Here is a 21,396-nt window from a genome sequence, read left to right on the forward strand (position 1 = left end):
CGTCCATACATAGTACATAGAGAGGGAGGGACAACCTATGGCGTGGAAAACAGCAATCCTGACGGCCAGCGATAAAGGGTCCAGGGGCGAACGGGAAGACACCAGCGCCCAGGTTATTCGGGAGCTGGTGGAAGAAGAGCTTGGCGGTGAGATCATTGAGGTCAGGATCGTGCCGGACGAGCAGGATGAGATTATTGCCGCATTGATTGAGCTTACGGATTATTTCAAGGCCGATCTGGTGCTGACTACAGGAGGAACCGATCTGGCAATCCGTGATGTTACACCGGAAGCCACCCGGCGAGTGATCGAACGGGAGGTGCCGGGCCTTTCGGAAGCGATGCGGAGTACAGTAATGCAAAAGAACCGCGCGGTGATGCTTTTCCGCGGCATTTGCGGAATCCGCGGAAGAACGCTGATTGTCAATCTACCGGGTACTCCGAAAGGTGTGCATGAGAATCTCGCAGCGATTATGGATCAGCTGCCGGAAGCACTGCTGATGGTCACCGGCCAGTATCGTCAATAACCTCTGCAGGACGCTGTCTGTGTCCCATCCAATCTGCAGAAAAGCCGGTTGGATGTGTGACAAAAGTTATGGTATTATTAAATTAGTGTTTAAGATATCATGAACGGACAGAGTAACGAGGAGGAATAACAAATGCTGAATGGTATTGGTGCTCCCGGAATTATATTACTGGTTATCCTGGCGCTGCTGCTCTTTGGTCCGAACAAGCTTCCTGAGCTTGGGCGTGCAGTCGGACGCACCTTCCGTGAGTTCAAGGACGGGGCACGTGAGATTATCAGCGAGCCGGAACCGGCAAAGCGCAGTGAAGCGCCTGTTCCGCCGGCCCCGCAGAAATTAGCTGCAGAACTTCCGCAGGACCGGCGTCTTCCGGAATAATACGATTTATCTACGCGGGGGCGTTCCTCTCAGGTCTGGTTAAGACTGGGCGGCGCCCCCTTTTTTTTACGGGGAATTCTACATAAGTCATTTGGGTGGTGCCATATCATGTCTCTGGAAGCGGAAGAAATGTCAGTGGTTGATCATCTTACCGAACTGCGCAGACGGATTATCTATGTGCTGATTGTGTTTGTGGCCGGTCTTATCGGCGGACTGTTCGTCGCCAAACCAATTTATCTTTATCTGATTCATGCCGATCAGGCGGAGGGCTTTGTCTTACATGCCTTCTCCTTCTGGGACGGCATCGGCATGTATATGAAGATCGCCATGGCGGTCTCTCTGGCAGTCTCTTTGCCGTTCATTGTCTATCAGCTGTGGGCGTTTATCAGCCCCGGGCTGCGGCCCCTGGAGCGTAGCGCGGCGCTGCGGTATGTGCCGTATGTGTTTGTGCTGTTTATACTGGGCATATTGTTTGCCTATTACATTGTGTTTCCCATGGCGCTGTCATTCACGATCACAATTACCCGCAGCATGGGGCTTATGGAGACGTACGGGATTGCCGAATATTTCAGCTTCATGTTCAGCCTGTGCATTCCGTTGGCGCTTCTGTTTGAGCTGCCGCTGATTGTCATGTTCTTGACAAAGCTGAGAATTCTCAATCCGCTGCGCCTGCGCCGGATGCGGCGTTATGCCTATTTCGCGCTTGTCTTTATCGCCGTGGTGATTACGCCGCCTGATTTCATCTCGGACTTTCTTGTAACTATTCCGCTGCTTGTGCTGTATGAGTTCAGTGTATTTCTCTCAGCCTTCGTCTACCGCAAACAGCTGGCGGAGGATGCCAAGCGGGAAGCGCGTTATGTTAAGCAAGAGGAGCTCTGACAGCAGCCCTCCGGTTTTTAATCGTGAGATTTGAAGCCGGACGGGCATACTTTGCTTTCCGGTGGATAGAATGTAAGAGAGTGTGCGCCGGACAACCCTGCAAACCATATTTTTCCGCAAAACAATGCGATTTTACGTAAAAGGACTTGAAATCCGTCTTCAAGTTGAGTATCATAAAAATTGTTGTTAGCACTACAGATGGTTGAGTGCTAACGGAGCAGAAGAATATGGGATTAGCCGGCAGAAGCCGCGCCAAGACGATATTTTTACAAGCAGCCGCAATCCCAATCTATGTTTTCAAGGTAAATAACATAATTTCAAAGGAGGCTATTTTTCATGATCAAACCACTAGGTGAACGCGTATTGGTAGAACCAAGCGAGCAACAGGAAACCACTTCTTTCGGTATCGTGCTTCCGGACTCTTCCAAAGAGAAACCGCAGGAAGGCAAAATTATCGCAGTTGGCAGCGGAGCTCTGAAAGACGGAGTACGTGTACCGCTGGAAGTTAAAGAAGGCGACCGCGTGATCTTCTCGAAATATGCCGGAACCGAAATCAAATACGAAGGCAAAGAATATCTGATTATGAAGGAAAGCGACATTCACGCGATTCTTGACTAAGAAGAACGTTTATAAGTTTAGCCGTAACCATACTTAAGCTTTAAACCAGGTTTACGCTTTCGAAGGTAGTTTGTTCGAAGTGTAGCCATGAAGTAACGCTCACAAACTTTTAGGAGGTTAACACTAATGGCAAAAGAAATTAAATTCAGTGAAGACGCCCGCCGCTCGATGCTTCGCGGGGTTGATGCTTTGGCAAACGCAGTAAAAGTTACACTGGGTCCTAAAGGCCGCAACGTGGTGCTTGAGAAGAAATTCGGCAGCCCGCTGATCACTAACGACGGCGTTACCATCGCCAAAGAAATCGAACTCGAAGATGCATTCGAGAACATGGGCGCACAGCTCGTTAAAGAAGTAGCTACTAAGACTAACGATGTAGCCGGTGACGGTACTACAACTGCAACGGTTCTGGCACAGGCCATGATCCGCGAAGGTCTGAAGAACGTAACTGCAGGCGCTAACCCTATGGTTATCCGTAAAGGGATCGACAAAGCGGTTAAAGCTGCTGTTGCTGAGCTGCAGAAGATTGCTAAGCCAATCGAAGATTCCCAAGCTATCGCTCAGGTAGCAGCGATCTCCGCTGCTGACGACGAAGTGGGCCAGCTGATTGCTGAAGCTATGGAAAAAGTGGGCAAAGACGGCGTTATCACCGTTGAAGAATCCCGCGGATTCCTGACTGAGCTTGAAGTGGTTGAAGGTATGCAGTTTGACCGCGGCTACATTTCCCCGTACATGATTACTGACACGGACAAAATGGAAGCTGTTCTGGACAACCCGTACATCCTGATCACTGACAAGAAGATCAGCAGCACGCAGGAAATTCTTCCGCTGCTTGAGAAGATTGTACAGCAGGCCCGTCCGCTCGTGATCATCGCTGAAGATATCGAAGGTGAAGCACAAGCTATGCTGATCGTGAACAAACTGCGCGGAACCTTCAACGCTGTTGCTGTTAAAGCCCCTGGCTTTGGCGACCGCCGCGAAGCAATGCTGCAGGACATCGCTGCTCTGACAGGCGGCCAGGTGATTACTGAGAAGCTCGGTCTTGACCTGAAGAGCACTTCCATCGAACAACTGGGTAACGCCCGCCAAGTGCGCGTAACCAAAGAAAATACTACGATCGTAGACGGCAGCGGCGACAAAGCGGACATCAATGCACGCGTAAGCCAAATCCGTTCCCAGCTGGAAGAAACCACTTCCGAGTTCGACAAAGAAAAACTGCAGGAGCGTCTGGCTAAACTGGCTGGCGGCGTAGCCGTTGTCAAAGTCGGCGCAGCAACTGAAACAGAATTGAAAGAGCGCAAACTGCGCATCGAAGACGCCCTGAACGCAACCCGCGCTGCGGTTGAAGAAGGTATCGTATCCGGTGGGGGTACAGCTCTTGTGAACGTATATAACGCTGTAGCAGCGGTAGATGTTACCGGCGACGAAAGAACCGGCGTAAACATCGTGCTGCGTGCTCTGGAAGAGCCAATCCGCACGATTGCTGCGAATGCCGGTGAAGAAGGTTCCGTTATCGTGGACCGCTTGAAGAAAGAAACGGTTGGTGTAGGCTACAACGCGGCAACCGGCGAATGGGTGAACATGTTCGAAGCAGGGATCGTTGACCCTGCCAAGGTAACACGCTCCGCGCTGCAAAATGCAGCTTCCGTAGCGGCAATGTTCCTGACCACTGAAGCTGTCATCGCTGACAAGCCAGAGCCTGAAAAAGGCGGCGGCATGCCGGATATGGGCGGCATGGGCGGTATGGGCGGCATGATGTAATAAAGGGCGATAAACCCTTATACATCGGGTTAAATAAAGAGACCTTTCGTAGTCGTTATACGAAAGGTCTCTTTTGTTTTTCAATCTAATACTTGGTCTAAAAGAGGTTGTACTAAACGACGAACTTCGTCTGTTGACGTGGTATCCATTAATTGGTTTCTTAGTTCGTCTGCACCTTTAAATCCACGAGTATAGATTTTGAAATAGCGAAGAAGTGGCTTAAATGAACGCGGCAGGGTTTCTGTTGAATATTTATCGTGCAGATCCAACTGTAGCAGAAGTAAATTGAGAAAATCCTTCGCGCTATGTTCTTTAGGTTCTTTTTCAAATGCAAAGGGATTGGTGAAAATACCGCGGCCAATCATGATACCATCAACGCCGTGTTGTTCGGCTATCTTTAATCCTGTTGCGCGGTCCGGAATATCTCCATTAATGGTTAACAACGTATGTGGAGCAATTTCATCGCGCAATTTTTTGATTTCAGGAATCAGTTCCCAGTGTGCAGCTACTCTGCTCTTCTCTTTTTTTGTACGAAGGTGAATGGAAAGGTTCGCAATATCTTGTTTCAATAGATGTCCTAACCAATCGCGCCACTCGTCAATTTTAGAGTAACCCAATCTTGTTTTAACACTAACCGGTAATCCACCTGCTTTGGCTGCTTGAATAATTTCTGCTGCAAGTTCAGGATGGCGGATTAATCCAGCCCCTTTTCCACTGGATGCGGCGTTTTGTGCCGGGCATCCCATGTTTATATCGATCCCACGAAAACCAAGTTTTTTCATATCCACACTCATCTGTTCAAAAAGTGCCGGTTTATTGCCCCAAATATGAGCGACAATCGGTTGCTCCTCATCTGTAAACATTAATCGGCCACCTACATTTTCTTTTCCAACAGGGTGACAATAATGTTCTGTACTTGTGAATTCCGTGAAGAATACGTCAGGTGTTGCAGCTTCTCTAATGACCTGACGAAATACAATATCTGTGACATCTTCCATTGGAGCTAATATAAAAAACGGCTTCGGTAAATCCATCCAAAAATTCGGTTCCATGTTATCTTCTCCTGTTGCAACATATAAAAAGTCTTTGATCCATCATACATAGTATCATTATTTTTCGTTTGATGCACAGAATCAATAGGGAGGGCATATAGCATCATTCTAACAAAATACTAAATTACCCATTCCATAGGTTTGCAAAATGAATAGAGTATAGCAGATGTTCTTCCGGCAGCAGCTATGGATTTGTTCATAAAATGGGGTGATCGTGATGGATTTGAATGCATTGACTGGCTTGTTCAATAACAACGACGGCTCAGTCGTGCTTAATGTCCTTTTATCAATCGCTTTAGTCTGGAGTATCCGGCAGATCGCGAATAAAGAAAAGGTCATACAGCATTATCAGAAACGGGATGAGGAGAACGAGAAGCAGCTCAATCAATACAACCGTTCACTAGTCAAGCTGCTTATTGAAAGAGAAGACACGGCAAGAGAGACCAAGGGAAGAGAGAGCGCTGATAATACTAATAGTGGGGAGGTCGTCGACAAGTGAAGCTCCTCGATATTTTCAGAAAAAATGAGATCAAGCACAGTCGTGTGAAGAAAGAAATCGAGAAGTTAGGCAAAATCCAGGCAGCCTATGAAATGAATGATATCGAAAGCCTGATGGACCTGCATCATTCCGGCCTGGGCAAGAGAGGAGATGATTTGCATGGGAATTATTGATTTGACACTTGTCGCCCTGGAGTTAACCGCCTTTATAGTATTTACTGCATATGTGGTGCGGTACAGCCGCTATTTTATCGGTAACGGGCCGAAACGCACCTATAACCTTTATCTCCGCAGTGTATGGATCACTTACTCCACCGTGGCTTTACTCTGTCTTAACCTGTTATGGGGCCGTATTAATATTGTTTTTGGTTACAACGTAGACAGCATATCGAATACACTTAGGGAGTTTGTAATGATCCTTTCACTGATTCTGCTTGTGTTTGCGGGACTAATGCACAAGGATTTGTGGGACAGCCATCATAAGGATTGAAAAACCAACCGGGCGGTCATAGATTTTAATGCTGAACATTATGAAGTATCCGGAAAAACGTGTAAAATGGAAGGAATGATGAAGCAGCTTGGGGGACGGGGCTTAGATGTATAGAGTGGGGATTGTCGGGCCGGCAGGTTCGGTCGAACGGATAGTCAGCTTGGCACAAATGTTGAAACAGGAAATAGAGTTCGTATCCTTCGTTTACGAGGAGCCTCGGGAGACGGAGCAGATTATCCGGCAGCACGACCGTGAGGTGGATTCATGGCTTTGCTCTGGTCCGATCCCTTATGCTTTTGCGCTGACAGCGCTGGGTTCGGCTGAACGTGTGGAGTATATTTGGGTGACGGAATCCGCCTTCTATAAAAGCCTGCTGGATCTGGTTTATACTCAGGGCCGGCTGGCAAAGCGGATCAGCATTGATATGCCGGAGAATGATGGACTGGTAGACCGTGCGCTGAAGCAAATCGAAAATGCGGGGCTGGAACTGCATACGAAAACTTACGAGCTTGATGCAGATACGGAAGAGTTACTAAGCTTTCATCTCACGCTGTGGCAAGAGGGCAGGACCGAAGGAGCGATTACTTGCTTTCCGAGTGTTGCAGCAGCGCTGAAGACGGCAGGGGTTCAGACTTTTACCGTCTCACCCAGCAGTCTGGAAATTATCCAGTCGCTCCGGCTCTTTGCAGAGAAGGTCAGAACCTCATACTTCAAGGATACACAGATTGGTGTGGAAATCATTGAAGTGGAGAATTTCGACCGTGTCGCGCAAAAGCTGAATACTTCCTATCAATTGCAGTATCTGGAGCTGAAGCTGAAGGAAGAGCTGATCAAGCTCTGTGAGAGGCTGGACGGTTCTTTCCTGGAAAAGGGCGGTGGAAGGTATGTCATCTTCAGTACACGCGGGGCAATTGAACGGGAGCTGAAGCTGCTGAGTGATACTGTTGATTATTTGGCGGCCAAAACGGATACCAGTGTAGCAGTGGGTATCGGCTTCGGTGAGACGGTGTTCGCAGCGGAGACGAATGCGCATACTGCACTTCGCCAATCCAAGGAGAAAACGGACAAGCGCATCGTTATCATACAGGAGGACGGTGTCATCGTTGAGTCGGCTGATCAGGATGACAAGCTGGTCTATTCGTTCCGGACAAATGATCAGGAAATTATGGCCAAGCTGAAAACCAGCGGAATTAGCGTCAAAACATTCAATAAAGTAGTTGCGCTGGTCCGGCGGATGGGCTGGGAAAGCTTTACTGCCAAGGACTTGGCGGTCCAGCTGCAAATGACCGAACGCAATGCCCGGCGGATTATGACAGAATTGTCCGAGGCGGGGCTTGTTGACTCCGCCGGCGAGGAAGCACCGGGAGTACGCGGCAGACCCATTAAAATATACCGGTTCAAGTAGGCATCCCATTGTGATGCCTCTTTTTTTGTGTTTATGTGTAATGTTTCTTGACTCATAACGTTATGTTAATTAAAAAACATTGAAAAACGGTAGACTCCTATATATTATGTATATAAGGAAATTATCCGTAATTAGTCCTTAAATAAAACGGGTCACCGGGAGGTAATAGTATGCGGAAGGTGCTAGGCAGCAATTGGGTGTTGGCATTGTTATTTTTGGGATGGTCCTTAGGAAATCTGGACCGGTACGTAATGAATTACGCAGTGCTGACGATTACGGAAGATTTAAGCCTCAGTGCTACATCGACGGGAATTTTGCTTAGCTCCTTTTTTGCCGGTTATGCCATTATGCAGATGCCCGGGGGCTGGCTCGCCGACAAGTTTGGTTCAAGGAAGGTACTGATCCTTTCTGTTGTGTTGTGGTCGATCTTTACGGCAATGACAGGCGCAGCCTGGTCACTTGGTTCCATCCTGATCATCCGCTTCCTGTTCGGGATGGGAGAAGGCGGCTTCCAGCCCGCTGCTTCGAAGCTTATTGCAGGTGTCTTTCCGCAGGAGAAGCGGGCCAGAGCGATGTCGATTATATTGACCTCAGGCGGTCTTATGGCCTTTATTACGCCGATTTTCTCAGCTTATGTACTGGATTCGATAGGCTGGCGCCATATGTTCGTGTACATAGGCTTCGTGGGGATTATCATCGCGGTCCTGTATGGGAAGTTTATCTACAATCCGCAACAGGCAGCTGGCGCCGAAGCTGTGGGGAATCCTGCGAAAGCCCCGAAGTCAGGGTTCGGCCAGCTGTTCAAAACCCCCATGATGTGGAGCCTGCTGATCGCCTATTTCTGTATTTATGCTGTGAACTGGGGGTTGGCCAGCTGGATGCCGACTTATCTGTCGGATGTCCGCGGTCTTTCCATGAAATCGCTTGGCCTGCTCCAGATGATTCCGAGTGTCGCTTCGTTTGCCGGACTTTTTGCAGGGGGATATTTGCTCGATAAGATGACTGGAGGAAAGGAACGGTATGCCGGTGCATTTTCCTGTGCTGTAATTGGGGCCATGCTCTACCTTATGTTTAATGCCTCTAGTGTGGAAGGATTTATTATTTACCAATCGGTTACAAGTATTTTTCTTGCCTTTGTGCTTATTCTGCTGCCGGCGATCGTGCTGAAAAAAATCCCGGCGGCTTCGACCGGTTCCGCGATGGGGATGGTCAATACCGGAGGTCAGCTGGCCGGTTTTATTGCACCTATGGCCATCGGTTTCATGGTTGATGCATTTAAGGGCTCCTATGAAGCGGCTTTCTGGATGCTGATCGGGTTTACACTCGTCTGTACTGTGGCGTTGCTCAGCTTGAACCTCAACAAAGGTGGGGATCCGGAGGAAAAGCTGACACTGGCCGAAACCAATGGCTAAGCTGCATACAAACATTGTGAAGAAGAGGGGATATTAATGGATAAAACAGCTAAAATCTCTGCGGCGATTGAACATAGACGGGATTCTTTCATTACGCTAAGCAATACACTTTGGGAGATGGCGGAGACTGCATTCGAAGAACATCAGTCGGCCGAAGCGATCTGCCAGGCGCTTGAACAAGAAGGCTTTACCGTGGAACGGCAGGTTGCAGGGCTGCAGACGGGATTTGTCGGCAGTTACGGAAGCGGCCAGCCGGTGGTGGCGATTCTGGGCGAATTTGATGCTTTGCCAGGGCTCAGCCAGTTGCAGGGACTTGCCCGCCCGGAGGCGGCCGAGCCCGGCGGGAACGGGCATGGCTGTGGACATAATCTGCTGGGAACTGGATCCTTAGCAGCGGCAGTAGCAGTTAAAGATTACATGGAAAGCACGGGACTTCAAGGCACGGTACGGTATTACGGCTGCCCGGCAGAGGAGAGCGGCTCCGGCAAAGCCTATATGGTACGTGAAGGGCTGTTCAGCGATGTTGATCTGGCGTTAAGCTGGCATCCATATACAGCGACACTTGTACAGCATTTAAGTTCGCTGGCGAACTATGCGGTGAAGTTCAAGTTTTACGGTAAAAGTGCACATGCTGCAGCAGCCCCGCATCTCGGACGCAGTGCACTCGATGCCGTTGAGCTGATGAATGTAGGCGTCAACTATTTAAGAGAACATATGATTCCAGAGGCCCGGGTGCATTATGCGGTTACGAATGCGGGCGGCTCTTCGGCCAATGTAGTCCAGGCCTACGCGGAAGTATCCTATTTGATCCGCTCACCCAAGCAGCAGCAGGTCGTCGAGCTGTACAACCGTATCCATGATGTTGCCAAAGGTGCAGCGCTGATGACGGGAACGGTGATGGAGACCCAATTCGAGGGGGCGGCAGCGAATCTGATTCCTAACAGAACACTGGCTGAGGTGATGCATGCCAACCTGACCGCAATCGGCATTCCCGCTTATGATGCAGCCGAGTGGCAGTATGCTGCTGACATCCGCGCGACCTTGTCGCCTGAGGAAAGGGATGCTGCTCTATATGGGATGGACCCGCTGACGGTGATGAAACTGAAAGACAAGGCGATCGCCGATGTTATCATTCCTCTATATCCGGTTGAACCAACCATGCCGGGGTCGACAGATGTGGCGGATGTCAGCTGGGTCGTTCCGACAGTCCAGTGCATGACTGCTTGCTGGGCGATGGGTACGGCCTTGCATACGTGGCAGGTTGTGGCGCAGGGAACGATGCCGATTGCCCACAAGGGAATGCTTCAGGCGGCTAAAGTTATTGCCGGTACAGCAATTGAAGCGATGGAGAATCCGCAGATCATTACCGCAGCAAAAGCCGAACAAACGGAAAGGCTGCAGGGCCAATCTTATATCTCAATGATTCCGGCCTTACAGCTGCCGCCGTGCCTATCATGGCTCTGTCCGCAGTGAAATATTATGAGTCAAAAAATAGAGCAGCGGCCCTCCAATGACGGGGATCGCTGCTCTGTTTCATGCTTAAGAGGGCTCTGCTATTGGGCCTCTGGTTGAAGCACTGGTTTCGTTTAACTGTTTCTAACGTATGTTTGCCAAATGCTCAACCAGTCTGTTCCAGGTTTCCGTGATGCCTTGGAGCATGCCCATATCCATGACCTGCTTCAGGTCTTCGGGGGTTGCATAATCCGAGCGGCAAATGACTAGTGTCCCGCTGTCCGTTTGGGTGAAGGTCAGTGTTACCAGCGTCTCTGCCAAATCTTCGTTTACATTGCCCTCGGCATCAGAGAAATAATCCACATAGACAATCTTCTCAGGCTCGGTGATCTCGCGGTACACGGCCTTGCCCCAGGATTCCATTCCATAGAAATCGCCCTGATTCTTGTCCTCGCATTTCATACAGTAATGCCAGACTCCGCCTTCGCGGAAATCGATATGGCATACCGGAAGACTCCAGCCGCGCGGCCCCCACCAGTGCTTCAGGTGCTCCGCCTGTGAGAAGGCCTGAAAGACCAGCTCACGCGGAGCATTGAATTCACGTTCAAGAATAAGCGATTTGTCCTCTACTCTGGATACCATTTGATTAGTCATTTGCCCTCATCCTCTCTGATTGCTTGAAATGTGCTTATCATGTCCAGCCTAGTCTTGCTGCTCAGTCGGCAATCTCTTTCCCAGCGTCTCTAAGTAATCATCCAGGCGGTCCAATCTGTCCTCCCATAGTACACGGTAGTTCTGCAGCCAATCGTCCAGTTCCCGGAAAGGAGCCGGGCACAGACTGTAGATTCTGCGGTTAGCATCGACCTTGGACTCCACGATTCCGGCCTCGCTTAGAACCCGCAAATGCTTAGAGGCTTGGGGCTGCCGAATCTGCAGCTGCCGGGCGATTTCTCCTACAGTGAGCGGATGCCCGCGCAGCAGTTCAACCATCTGCAGGCGGTTAGGTTCGGCCAAGGCACTCATAACCGTTGCATTCATATTCATCATCCATTCGCTTGCGGTGCTTTATTTTGCTGAGTTCAATATACTATAATAGGAATATTCCTGTAAAGGAATATTTAAAACGGATTCCCGCCCTCCTATTAATGAACCGGCAGGGGAGCGGAGGAAGAGCGAAGATTAAGACCTGCTGCCTAAACGCTGCAAATGTCTGCGGAAAGCGGCCATTACCCACAGATGGGCTTTGGCTTGCGTGTATTTATAGAGAAACCACGGCAGGGAGGGCAGATAGTCATGGATGGCAATTACGCATTCACGGGTGCCGGGAATCTGCAGGAATTCAAGCCTGCCTTCATGGGTATCGCCTTTTTTGGTGAAGGCTCCGCCGGAAATTTGATACACTGTGCTCTCTGCACTGCTCCTTTCCGGGAGATAGGTCAACTCCAGAATAGGTGTGCGGCTGGCCCATAGATGCACCCGGTAGATATTCCTCCCGTCATAATCAATACGGATCAGCGGCTTCAATGTTCTGCCCAGCCACTCCAGATAATAACGGGCAGCCCAATCGGTATTGGTATTGCCCGGCAGGACTACGCGCTGAATGGAGCGGACATCGGCGGCCTTTTTTGATTTGCTTCCGGGATTTGATTTGGCAGGGGCGTTGGATTTGCCTTTGGGCCTCCTTGCGGCTTCGTCCTCCGCCTTCAGTGCCTCCCGCGCAGCTTCAACAAAAGGAATCCGGCCATCGCTGATGCCGGGAACCGTCCGCGCGGGATCAACAACCATCGGGTGGGCTAGGCTTTCAATCAGCGGGTAGGCCATCTCCTTCGGCGCTCCGGTGATCAGCGTCACCCAAAGGCGCGACAGATGGATGGTCAGCAGCGGAATATCGAATAATCTTCGTTTTTTGTGCAGGACCTCCGCGGTCTTCAGCATCATTTCTTTATAAGTCATGCTACCGGGACCGCCGACGTCGATCGCACGGCCGTATAACTCAGCGCTGCCGATACATTTGCGGAGTGCAAGGAGTACCTCTGATAAAGCGATTGGCTGGGTGGTTGTCCGCGTCCATTTCGGGAGCAGCATGACCGGCAGACGCCGGACCAGCTTGACCAAGATCGGGAAGGAAGAGCCCTGCGGACCTACAATTAAACCGGCACGTATGGTTGTAACGGGTACCCCGTAAGAGCCAAGGATTCGCTCCACCTCAAGCCGGCTGCGTAAATGGCGGGAGAGCTGCTCCTGCGGGATATTCCCGGGAATAATGCCGCTTAAGTAGACGATCTGCTTAATGCCGTTCTTGCGGGCTGCCCGGGCAAAATTGTCTGCCAGTATGGCATCCATGTCCTCAAAGGCCGCTTGGGTCAGCTTAGCCGACGGCAGCATTGAATGAACGAGGTAGACGGCATAGTCTGCGCCCTGCAATGCCTGCTCTGCCGATGACATCGAGAACAGCTCACAGGAGCGCCACTCCACATTCGGACTGTACTCCTTCTGGTTCCCGTGCCTTGACAGGGCGATCACGTCGTAATCCCCGGTTAACAGCTTCAGCAGATTATGGCCGATATATCCGCTCGCTCCGGTTAAGGCGATGGCCGCTCTCCGGCCGGTGTCTTCACTCCCTGTGACTGGTTCAGGCCTGTTCTCTTTTGTTACTTCTATTGCAGTTCCGGGTGTATTCATAGATTATCCCTGCTCCCATTAATGATAGATATGACCGAACGAAGTATCGTGCTGTTCAGTACCCTTTTCCGCGCTGTTTCAACCTCTGTCTTGCTATAACCCTTATTTTTGTGAAGAAAAAGGATATTCAGTTATAATGAAGTTCACAAGCATAAAATTTGAAACAATCGAGGAGGCAGGCCGGATGAATGATCAGCAGAATACCGGGCAGCAGCTCGCCACCTTTGCCGGGGGCTGCTTCTGGTGTATGGTCAAGCCGTTTGACGAGCTGCCGGGTATTGTCTCCGTGGTGTCCGGCTATACGGGCGGGCATACCGGGAACCCGACATATGCTGAGGTCGGAACCGAGACAACCGGACATTTTGAGGCGGTACAGATAACTTTTGAGCCGGAGCTGTTTCCGTACACGCGTCTGCTGGACATCTATTGGCAGCTGATTGATCCGACAGACCGGGGCGGCCAGTTTATGGACCGCGGGAGTTCCTACCGGACGGCTATCTTCGTGCACAGTGAAGAGCAGCGGGCCCAGGCGGAAGCATCAAAAGCCGCGCTTCAGGCAGAGAAGCGGTTCAAGTCTCCAATTGTGACCGAAATCCTGCCCGCAACGCCGTTTTATCCGGCTGAAGCGGAGCATCAGGACTACTATAAGACCCATCCGCTGGATTATAAGCTGTATCTGAAGGGTTCCGGCCGGGGGGATTTTACCGAACTCCATTGGAACGGGCGTGAAGACAAGGAACGGCTGCGTTCCCGGCTGACCGCTCTGCAATACGAAGTGACCCAGCATAAAGGGACGGAGCCTGCTTACGACAATGCGTACTGGAACCATTTTCAAGACGGTATTTATACCGATGTGCTGAATGGCGATCCGCTGTTCAGCTCCCGGGACAAGTTCGATTCAGGCACCGGCTGGCCCGCATTCACCGTACCGCTCGAACCGGGACTGGTCCGCAGGGAAGCGGACTATAGCGGCGGCGGGGTGCGGACATTACTGCGGAGCAGGCTGAGCGGTGCTTACCTCGGGCAGTTGTCCTACGATGGTCCGGAGCCTTCGAAGCTGCATTACCGGATTTATTCAGCCGCAATGCGGTTTGTTCCGAAGGGGGAGCTTGCTGTAAACGGGCTGGAGCGTTACCAGGCATTGTTTGCGAATGATGAGCCGGTGGAGGAATAGCATCATTAGCGACTGTCCGGCTTCACTAGAAATGGGAATAAGTACTGAAGAGGATTCAGTAATCCTCCCCGGTAGGTGTGGGAAATAAGGTATACTAATATAAAAGCGTTATTTTTTGCGTTTGAACACTAAAGGAGTGACCGCATGCATCTTGATCAACAGAATGCAGGAGAACGGCTGAAAGTGATAGCCGAGCAGCTGGCGGAGGAAATCACTACATGGCAGTATGAACGACAGCCTGACCTAGAGCAAAGATTCGGTCCTTCCGGTAGAGTAAGAACAAAGCAGGATTCCTTATATCATTTGCGGTATCTGGCGCAGAGTGTGACGCTGGAGAGTCCGCTTCTCTTTATTAACTATGTTATCTGGCTGAAAGTGCTGCTTGTGCAGTACAAGATTACGGCTGAGGATCTGCGGATTAACCTTAATCTGTTGAAAGAAGCAATAAGTGTCCGGGTAGAACAGCCGGAAAGAGAGCTGATTCTGAGTTATCTGGACATGGGTCTTTACCATACAAGCGGGGAGGAGAGCCTGCCTTCTTTTCTTCAGCCGCAGAAGCCCTATTTCCGGGAGGCGGACGAATATCTAAAACTGCTTCTGGACGGAGAACGGCGCAAGGCTTCGGAGTTTGTGCTGGGATTGTATAAGGACGGCATAACGGTCCACGATATTTATCTGCATATCTTTCAGGAAACCCAATATGAGATTGGACGGCTGTGGCAGATGGGGCGCATTACGGTAGCCCAGGAGCATTACTGCACAGCCTGCACCCAGAGCATCATCTCGCAGCTCTATCCGCAATGGATCCGGGCACAGAATGGCAAGAAAAGACTGGTTGCGGTTGGTGTGGGTGAAGAGCTTCATGAAATTGGACTGCGGATGCTGGCTGATTTCTTCGAAATGGAGGGCTGGAATACGTTCTACCTGGGCTCAAATATGCCCGTTGAGGGCCTGGTCCGTCATTTGAAGGAGCAGCCAGCCGAGCTGCTGGCTATTTCGATTACTATGACTTTTCATGTATCCGAGGTCATTCGCGTGATATCGTCCATCCGGAGCCACCGTGAGCTGGACAGCCTCCGCATTATGGTCGGCGGAATGCCGTTTAATATAGACACGGAATTATGGAAGAAGGTCGGCGCCGACGGCTATGCCCCGGATGCGAAGCTTGCACTGGAGGTGGCGGAACGGCTTGTTTCGGAAGAGGGCATACTGAAGGCGGGATTTCCAAATGATTGACCATGAGCAGGAAATCCGCAAACTGAGGGGGACCATCGAGAAGCTCTCGCATCAGGTGATTGACGGCCAGCACCGGGAAGAACAAATCTTAGCTGAATTTTCGGCGATGAATAATGAATTGATTACGATGCACCGGCTCCTTGCCAAGAATAATGCCGAGCTTAAGGAGCTGAAAGAAGAGGCAGAAGCGTCCAACCGGGCGAAAAGCCTCTTTCTGGCTACAGTCAGCCACGAAATCCGCACACCGATGAACGGTATTCTGGGGATGACCGAGCTGCTCGGGGCAGAGGGGATGGCGGAAGAACAGCAGAGTTATCTGCAGGTGATCCGTGAATCCGCTCAGTACCTGCTGCAGATGATCAACAATCTGCTCGATATCTCCAAAATTGAAGCCAGAAAAATGGAACTGAACAAGATATCTTTTAGCGTTGATGATCTGCTGGAGCATGCCTTCAAGCTGCTCTCTCCCGCTGCCGTAAAGCGCGGAAATACGCTGAAATGCCACGCCGGAAGCGGTGTCGCGGGTACGCTTGAAGGAGATTCCCCAAAAATCCTTCAAGTGCTCATCAATCTGCTCGGCAATGCGGTGAAGTTCACGCAGAACGGGGAAGTAGAGCTGTCAGTAAGTCTGGAAGGTGAGGATGAATTCTGTCAGAGGCTTTGCTTCGCAGTCCGGGATGAGGGGATCGGCATCCCGCTGGAGGATCAGGCGGCTCTATTCCGACCGTATTCCCAAATAATCCGGGATGCAGAGAAGGCCGTTGAAGGTACCGGACTTGGCCTGTCGATTTGCAAATCTATGGTTGAGCTGATGGGCGGAACGATTAGGGTGGACAGTTCACCTGGAGAGGGTTCCACTTTCCGCTTCGAGCTTATGCTGGACAAACCGGCAAGCCTGCCGGAGCCGCAGCCTACTGCTGAAGCTGCATTGCCGGTAGCCCGATTCAGTACGCTGCCAGTACTGGTTGCGGAAGATAATGGGCTGAACCGTACACTGCTGCAGCAGCAGCTCAAGAGGCTGGGGATTACAGAGGTGCATCTGGTGGGCAGCGGCAGTGAGGCTGTAGAAGCCTGGCAGCAGCAGAAGTACGGGCTGATTCTGATGGACAGCAGGCTTCCGGGCATGAATGGCGACGAGGCGGTCCGTCTCATCCGCCAGCTGGAATTATCCGGGGGAAGGCCGAGGATTCCCATCATTGGTGTGACCGGAGACGGGGCGGAGGAGAGCCGGTTGCAGTTCGTCCGTGCTGGCTTGGATGACTGGGCGGCGAAGCCGCTGAGTCTGCAGAAGCTGCAGCAGCTTCTGGACAAATGGTTTGGCAGGGAGCCGTATATTCCCGTACTTCAACAAGACACGCTGACCGGCATCCGGGAGATGGACGGTGAAGATGAGCCGCAATTTCTCCGCATGCTGGTAGAGATTTTCAAGAGTGATACTCCTCTTCGGCTGGCGGCGCTGGATGCAGCGGCGTCGATGAGGGATCTTCCGGAGATGGCGGCGGTGGCCCACGGCCTTAAATCGGGCAGTCTGAGCATCGGTGCACAGTATTTTTCCCATTTGTGCGCGTTGGTTGAGCTTCATGCCAGAGCAGATGAATATGACCTGGCCGTACAGCAGCTGACTAAACTTGGGCCTGCCTACGAGGAAGCCTGCCGGGAGCTCGAAAACCTGCTGTAGATACAGGAATGTTAGACCGGTATGCCCATTTTTCGGGGCTGCCGGTCTTTTTTTAGACGCATGATCATATCAAGGCAGTAGAGACATATTATATAGCGTGGTCGCAGACGGTATTGCTGCTTTTCTCTGACAATGTCATATAAGGTCACATTTACGATTGACAAATGCTGGAGCCAGGTATATATTCTTCTCAGCGAATTATAGTGATTAGTCAACAGAATGTAGCTGAGAATCAGGAGACGGACGTTTCCTAGTTTCGGGTGCATTTTTTTTATGAACTAAGATCCCGGACATACCAATCAATGCCAAAGAATCGAGGAGAATTTCTGCATGGGGGAAACATCCGTTTCATCTTTTCCGATCGGGAAGTTAGCTATACTGCTTGCGGTTCTTCAGGAGCATGAATGGAAAAAGGTTATTGAGCAGGAGCTGGCTTCGCAGGACTTCCGCTATACGATCGGGCGGGTCGGGGCTATGGATATGATTAAAGTGATCGCAGCCATCGAAACAGCAGCAAAAAGCAATCACATTATCGATCCGGGTTCCTACCGGGAGGTGCATTCGCTGTATCATGCCATCATTGAGGCGATTCAGAGCATTGGCCGCGGCATCGTTCAGTTCGGCGATATTCTGCGCACGGTAGGGCTGACTTTTGCCATTGTAAGAGGGAAGATGTCGGGGGCTGTGGAGCATGAAGGGGAATGGATCGTGGTATGTGCCTACGGGACGATTGGTGCTCCGAAAAAGGGATTTGAGCATGAGGCCATCGGGTTCGGGTTCAATCATATTTAGCAGTTGGATTGCTGAAGAAGTCACCTTAACGTGATCAAGCCGTAATTTAGTGATTAGTAATATAGAAGCCGGTACCTCTTATTAGGGTATGGGCTTTTTCTATTACTCAAAAAGCAGGTGAGGCTTATGTTGGAAACAGCTAAATCTACAGTGGTTATATACGGTAATTCTTTGACCATGGAGGAGGTCGTCCATGTAGCCCGGTACCACCACCATGTGGAGCTTAGTGAAGAGAGCTGCCGGAAAGTGGAGCATACCCGTAACTATGTGGAGAAGCTGCTGCAGGAGAAAAAAGTGGTGTATGGCCTGACCACAGGCTTCGGCAAATTCAGCGATACGTATATCTCCCCGGAGGATACGAAGGCGCTGCAGCTTAACCTGATCCGCAGCCACAGCTGCGGGATCGGGGCGCCGTTTGCGGAGGAGGTCGTCCGGGCCATCCTGCTGCTGCGGGTTAATGCGCTGGCCCTTGGCTACTCCGGCATCCGCCTGGAAGTCCTAAGGCTGATGATAGAACTGCTTAACAGAGGTGTTGTGCCGGTGATCCCGGAAAAAGGTTCCCTGGGCGCAAGCGGGGACCTGGCTCCGTTATCGCATATGGTGCTCGTCCTGATCGGTGAAGGCGAGGCCTATTACCGGGGAGTGCGGCTGCCGGGGGTTGAGGCGCTGGCTAAGGCAGGACTCACACCGATTGTACTGGAGGCCAAAGAAGGGCTGGCGCTGATTAACGGAACGCAGGTCATGACGGCAGTCGGCACGCTGGCCTGCTGGGATGCGCTGAAGCTGGCGGACTGGGCGGACTGTACGGCGGCACTGACCTGCGAGGCGCTGCTGGCGGTACGGGATGCTTTTGATCCGGCGACGCATGCCGTCCGGCCGCATAAGGGCCAGCAGCAGGCGGCCGCCAACATCCGGAATCTGACAGCCGGCAGCACCCTGATGACGAATCAGGGGGAGAAGCGGGTACAGGATGCCTATTCGCTGCGCTGCGCACCCCAGGTTCACGGGGCTAGCAGGGACGCGCTGACTTATATCGCGGAGAAGCTGAGTATCGAGATGAATTCAGCTACGGACAATCCGCTGATTTTTGCTGATGAAGAGCAGGTAATCTCCGGCGGGAACTTCCACGGTCAGCCGGTTGCCCTGCCGATGGACCATCTGTCGGTCTGCGCGGCAGAGCTGGCTGATATTAGTGAGCGGAGGATTGAGCGGCTGGTCAACCCGCAGCTGAACGAGGGGCTGCCCCCGTTTCTGACGCTGAACGGCGGGCTGCAATCCGGATTCATGATCGCACAGTACGCTGCAGCCGCTGTCGTCTCGGAGAACAAATCACTGGCTCATCCGGCCAGCGTGGACTCCATTCCGTCCTCGGGCAATCAAGAGGATCATGTCAGCATGGGGACAATCGGTGCACGCAAAGCAAGGCAAATCGTTGACAATGCCTATGCGGTACTGGCCATTGAGCTGCTCTGCGCGGCGCAGGCCATCGATTTCCGAGGGCCGCAGCGGCTCGGCAAAGGCACCAAATGGATCTATGACCGCTGCCGAGAGCAGGTGGCTGCGGTGAAGGAAGACCGCGTGCTCTCCGGCGATTTTGCTGCTATTAGGGAGTGGATGAAGGAGCCAGGCGTGCTAGACGGATTAATAGCCCAGGTGCCGTTTAGCAGCTGTGTGAAGTGAGTGGAGCAGGTGCAAAAACGGTGAAGTTAAGTTACGCAGGGGGAATTGAAGTGGTAGGAGCGGTAAGATAACGTCCGCCTGTAAGCTTTCCGAAGGAAAGCTTGCTTCAGGAGGGCGAAGTAACGGGATTTCCTCCATCTAAATTCCTCCGGGCGGAGCAGAGACGGTAGCGTCAAGAAGTTTGTGTAAGAGAGCAGAATGTAACTTCTCGGGTGTTCGTTGGTAAGTGCAGATGTTCTTTGGGGCGGGGGAGACCCCGCCCCAAAGAACAAGGGATTTCGAGTTACTTCTCTGGCTCTGCCTGCGCTGGATATCGCTCTTCAAACATCTCATTTAGTTTCTTCTTTACTTCCAGATCGCCGAAGCCGCGAATGACCCGTTCGCTAAAACGTTCGTTGTAATCGATGACGTCCAGGTAGACAATTTTCTCTGCCGCATCCATATTCGTGAGGCTGTTCATCGGCTTCAGGCGTTTTCGAATTTCCTTGTTCATTCGTTCAATCGGATTGGATGTGTAGATGGCTTCTTTTATGAGCACGGGATACTTGTAAAAGGTCAGCAGCGTCGGTAACTGTTCTTCCCAGGACCGCATTTCTTTCGGGTAGAGCTTGCCCCATTTGGCCTTCACCGTGTCAAACGCAGCCCGGGCCAGATCATGGTCTGCAGCCGTGTAGATGGTCTTCAGATCTTCAATGACTTCCGTTTTGTGCTGAACTCGAATTTTCGGAAAGGTCGAACGCACTTTGTGGACGATACAATGCTGCACATCCGCCTTCGGATAAGTTTCACGGAACGCTGCATCGAGTCCCGGAAGCCCATCAAACACGCCCAGCAAGACTTCCTGGACACCACGGTCGTAGAGGTCTTTGAGCACCTCGCGCCAGCCGTTTGCGCTCTCCTGGCCGCCTACGTAAAAGCCAAGGATCTGGCGGTGACCGTCTTCGTCGATCCCCATGGCGAAATAAACGACTTCTCCGCTAACGGTGCTGCGCTTGAGTTTCACATATAGGCCATCCAGGTAGATAACGGAGTAGCGTTTGTTTAACGGGCGCTTCTGCCACTGATGAATGTCGTCAAGTACCGTAGCTGTAATGTTGCTAACGGTCGTGGGTGAATAGTGGCTGCCGAACATACTTTCAATGAACCGGGCCACATCTCGCGTTCCCATACCACTTTTGTACATCTGGATGACAGCCTCCTCTAGCCATCCATCTCGCCGCTGGTAGGGCTCGAACAACTGCGTTTGGAAGGCTCCTTGACGGTCCCTAGGAACGGCCAGATCCTCTACATTTCCGTATTTCGTGTGTAGATCCCGGGTGTAGTATCCGTTGCGGCTGTTGTGGTTCCCGGCTTCTTCACTGGTCATGAATTGCTGGATTTCCGCTTTCATAATGGACTCTAGATTATCTTTTACAAATTGGGTGACAAGATTTTCAAATAGATTATTTAACATGTTTTCGGGTAGAATAGTCATCGAGTAGGGTTCCTTTCTTGGTGGACTTCGACAATCCCGAGAATACCCTACTTTTTTGTTGCCTGACTAGGCTCCAAATCTTGGTACACAACTTACTTTACGCCATCGCAGAGACGGACCCTAGTGGGAATTTGTCCCTTTAATTTCTACCCTATGGCTCAAATTCAGCGGTTTTCGGGAATTTAGCGGGAGGTTTTCCATCTAAATTCCGATTTCCG

The 21,396-nt window shown here is 51.3% G+C and carries 21 protein-coding genes; 16 read left to right on the top strand and 5 right to left on the bottom strand.

Going from position 1 to position 21,396, the window contains the following annotated elements:
• The first annotated feature begins 37 nt into the window (after positions 1-37).
• The 5 genes from JRJ22_RS04330 (at position 38) to groL (ending at position 4,153) form a co-directional block, all read left to right on the top strand.
• Positions 38-523, top strand: coding sequence for a MogA/MoaB family molybdenum cofactor biosynthesis protein (locus tag JRJ22_RS04330; RefSeq protein ID WP_054939027.1), 486 nt, complete (start codon positions 38-40; stop codon positions 521-523).
• Between the two features lie 135 nt (positions 524-658).
• Positions 659-898 (top strand): twin-arginine translocase TatA/TatE family subunit, encoded by a 240-nt coding sequence (tatA, locus tag JRJ22_RS04335; RefSeq protein WP_082451926.1) that lies wholly within the window; start codon positions 659-661, stop codon positions 896-898.
• Between the two features lie 108 nt (positions 899-1,006).
• On the top strand, positions 1,007-1,777 hold the full coding sequence (tatC, locus tag JRJ22_RS04340) for a twin-arginine translocase subunit TatC (protein WP_206103395.1): 771 nt from the start codon (positions 1,007-1,009) through the stop codon (positions 1,775-1,777).
• Between the two features lie 336 nt (positions 1,778-2,113).
• Entirely contained in the window at positions 2,114-2,395 is a 282-nt protein-coding gene (groES, locus tag JRJ22_RS04345) for a co-chaperone GroES (protein ID WP_054939030.1), read from the top strand.
• Positions 2,396-2,521: 126 nt separating this feature from the next.
• A complete protein-coding gene (groL, locus tag JRJ22_RS04350) occupies positions 2,522-4,153 on the top strand; it encodes a chaperonin GroEL (protein ID WP_054939031.1) in 1,632 nt (543 codons plus the stop codon).
• An 80-nt stretch (positions 4,154-4,233) separates the two neighbouring features.
• Here groL and JRJ22_RS04355 read toward each other — a convergent pair whose 3' ends face one another.
• Positions 4,234-5,205: a tRNA dihydrouridine synthase gene (locus JRJ22_RS04355; RefSeq protein WP_206103396.1), complete on the bottom strand. Its 972-nt coding sequence runs from the start codon at positions 5,203-5,205 to the stop codon at positions 4,234-4,236.
• A 214-nt stretch (positions 5,206-5,419) separates the two neighbouring features.
• On the opposite strand from JRJ22_RS04355, the gene JRJ22_RS04360 reads away from it, so the two are divergent.
• The 6 genes from JRJ22_RS04360 to JRJ22_RS04385 all read left to right on the top strand — a co-directional run bounded on the left by JRJ22_RS04360 (position 5,420) and on the right by JRJ22_RS04385 (position 10,483).
• Positions 5,420-5,704, top strand: a complete 285-nt coding sequence (locus JRJ22_RS04360) for a hypothetical protein (protein ID WP_206103397.1) — start codon at positions 5,420-5,422, stop codon at positions 5,702-5,704.
• Positions 5,701-5,877 carry a hypothetical protein gene (locus JRJ22_RS04365; RefSeq protein ID WP_206103398.1) on the top strand — a complete coding sequence of 59 codons (177 nt, stop codon included), beginning with the start codon at positions 5,701-5,703 and terminating at the stop codon, positions 5,875-5,877. Before JRJ22_RS04360 ends, JRJ22_RS04365 begins: the two co-directional genes overlap by 4 nt.
• Positions 5,864-6,193, top strand: coding sequence for a hypothetical protein (locus tag JRJ22_RS04370; RefSeq protein WP_206103399.1), 330 nt, complete (start codon positions 5,864-5,866; stop codon positions 6,191-6,193). Before JRJ22_RS04365 ends, JRJ22_RS04370 begins: the two co-directional genes overlap by 14 nt.
• Before the next feature lie 106 nt (positions 6,194-6,299).
• Positions 6,300-7,598: a helix-turn-helix domain-containing protein gene (locus JRJ22_RS04375; RefSeq protein ID WP_206103400.1), complete on the top strand. Its 1,299-nt coding sequence runs from the start codon at positions 6,300-6,302 to the stop codon at positions 7,596-7,598.
• Positions 7,599-7,768: 170 nt separating this feature from the next.
• Positions 7,769-9,010, top strand: coding sequence for an MFS transporter (locus JRJ22_RS04380; protein ID WP_206103401.1), 1,242 nt, complete (start codon positions 7,769-7,771; stop codon positions 9,008-9,010).
• A gap of 36 nt (positions 9,011-9,046) precedes the next feature.
• Positions 9,047-10,483 (top strand): M20 family metallopeptidase, encoded by a 1,437-nt coding sequence (locus JRJ22_RS04385; protein ID WP_206103402.1) that lies wholly within the window; start codon positions 9,047-9,049, stop codon positions 10,481-10,483.
• Positions 10,484-10,606: 123 nt separating this feature from the next.
• On the opposite strand, the gene JRJ22_RS04390 is transcribed toward JRJ22_RS04385, so the two are convergent.
• From JRJ22_RS04390 to JRJ22_RS04400, 3 genes are all read right to left on the bottom strand, one after another.
• Positions 10,607-11,116 (bottom strand): SRPBCC domain-containing protein, encoded by a 510-nt coding sequence (locus tag JRJ22_RS04390; RefSeq protein WP_206103403.1) that lies wholly within the window; start codon positions 11,114-11,116, stop codon positions 10,607-10,609.
• 48 nt (positions 11,117-11,164) lie between these two features.
• Positions 11,165-11,500: an ArsR/SmtB family transcription factor gene (locus JRJ22_RS04395; protein WP_206104974.1), complete on the bottom strand. Its 336-nt coding sequence runs from the start codon at positions 11,498-11,500 to the stop codon at positions 11,165-11,167.
• 141 nt (positions 11,501-11,641) lie between these two features.
• On the bottom strand, positions 11,642-13,144 hold the full coding sequence (locus tag JRJ22_RS04400) for an NAD(P)H-binding protein (RefSeq protein ID WP_206103404.1): 1,503 nt from the start codon (positions 13,142-13,144) through the stop codon (positions 11,642-11,644).
• 184 nt (positions 13,145-13,328) lie between these two features.
• On the opposite strand from JRJ22_RS04400, the gene msrA reads away from it, so the two are divergent.
• The 5 genes from msrA (at position 13,329) to hutH (ending at position 19,704) form a co-directional block, all read left to right on the top strand.
• Entirely contained in the window at positions 13,329-14,318 is a 990-nt protein-coding gene (msrA, locus tag JRJ22_RS04405; protein WP_206103405.1) for a peptide-methionine (S)-S-oxide reductase MsrA, read from the top strand.
• Positions 14,319-14,462: 144 nt separating this feature from the next.
• Positions 14,463-15,554 carry a cobalamin B12-binding domain-containing protein gene (locus JRJ22_RS04410; RefSeq protein ID WP_206103406.1) on the top strand — a complete coding sequence of 364 codons (1,092 nt, stop codon included), beginning with the start codon at positions 14,463-14,465 and terminating at the stop codon, positions 15,552-15,554.
• A complete protein-coding gene (locus JRJ22_RS04415) occupies positions 15,547-17,232 on the top strand; it encodes an ATP-binding protein (protein WP_206103407.1) in 1,686 nt (561 codons plus the stop codon). Before JRJ22_RS04410 ends, JRJ22_RS04415 begins: the two co-directional genes overlap by 8 nt.
• Before the next feature lie 330 nt (positions 17,233-17,562).
• Positions 17,563-18,024, top strand: a complete 462-nt coding sequence (gene hutP / locus JRJ22_RS04420; RefSeq protein WP_206103408.1) for a histidine utilization transcription antiterminator HutP — start codon at positions 17,563-17,565, stop codon at positions 18,022-18,024.
• A 126-nt stretch (positions 18,025-18,150) separates the two neighbouring features.
• Positions 18,151-19,704, top strand: a complete 1,554-nt coding sequence (gene hutH / locus JRJ22_RS04425) for a histidine ammonia-lyase (protein WP_206103409.1) — start codon at positions 18,151-18,153, stop codon at positions 19,702-19,704.
• 283 nt (positions 19,705-19,987) lie between these two features.
• Here hutH and JRJ22_RS04430 read toward each other — a convergent pair whose 3' ends face one another.
• Entirely contained in the window at positions 19,988-21,178 is a 1,191-nt protein-coding gene (locus tag JRJ22_RS04430; protein ID WP_206103410.1) for an IS256 family transposase, read from the bottom strand.
• Positions 21,179-21,396: the final 218 nt, after the last annotated feature.

Source organism: Paenibacillus tianjinensis, from assembly GCF_017086365.1.
Taxonomy (GTDB): domain Bacteria; phylum Bacillota; class Bacilli; order Paenibacillales; family Paenibacillaceae; genus Paenibacillus_AQ; species Paenibacillus_AQ tianjinensis.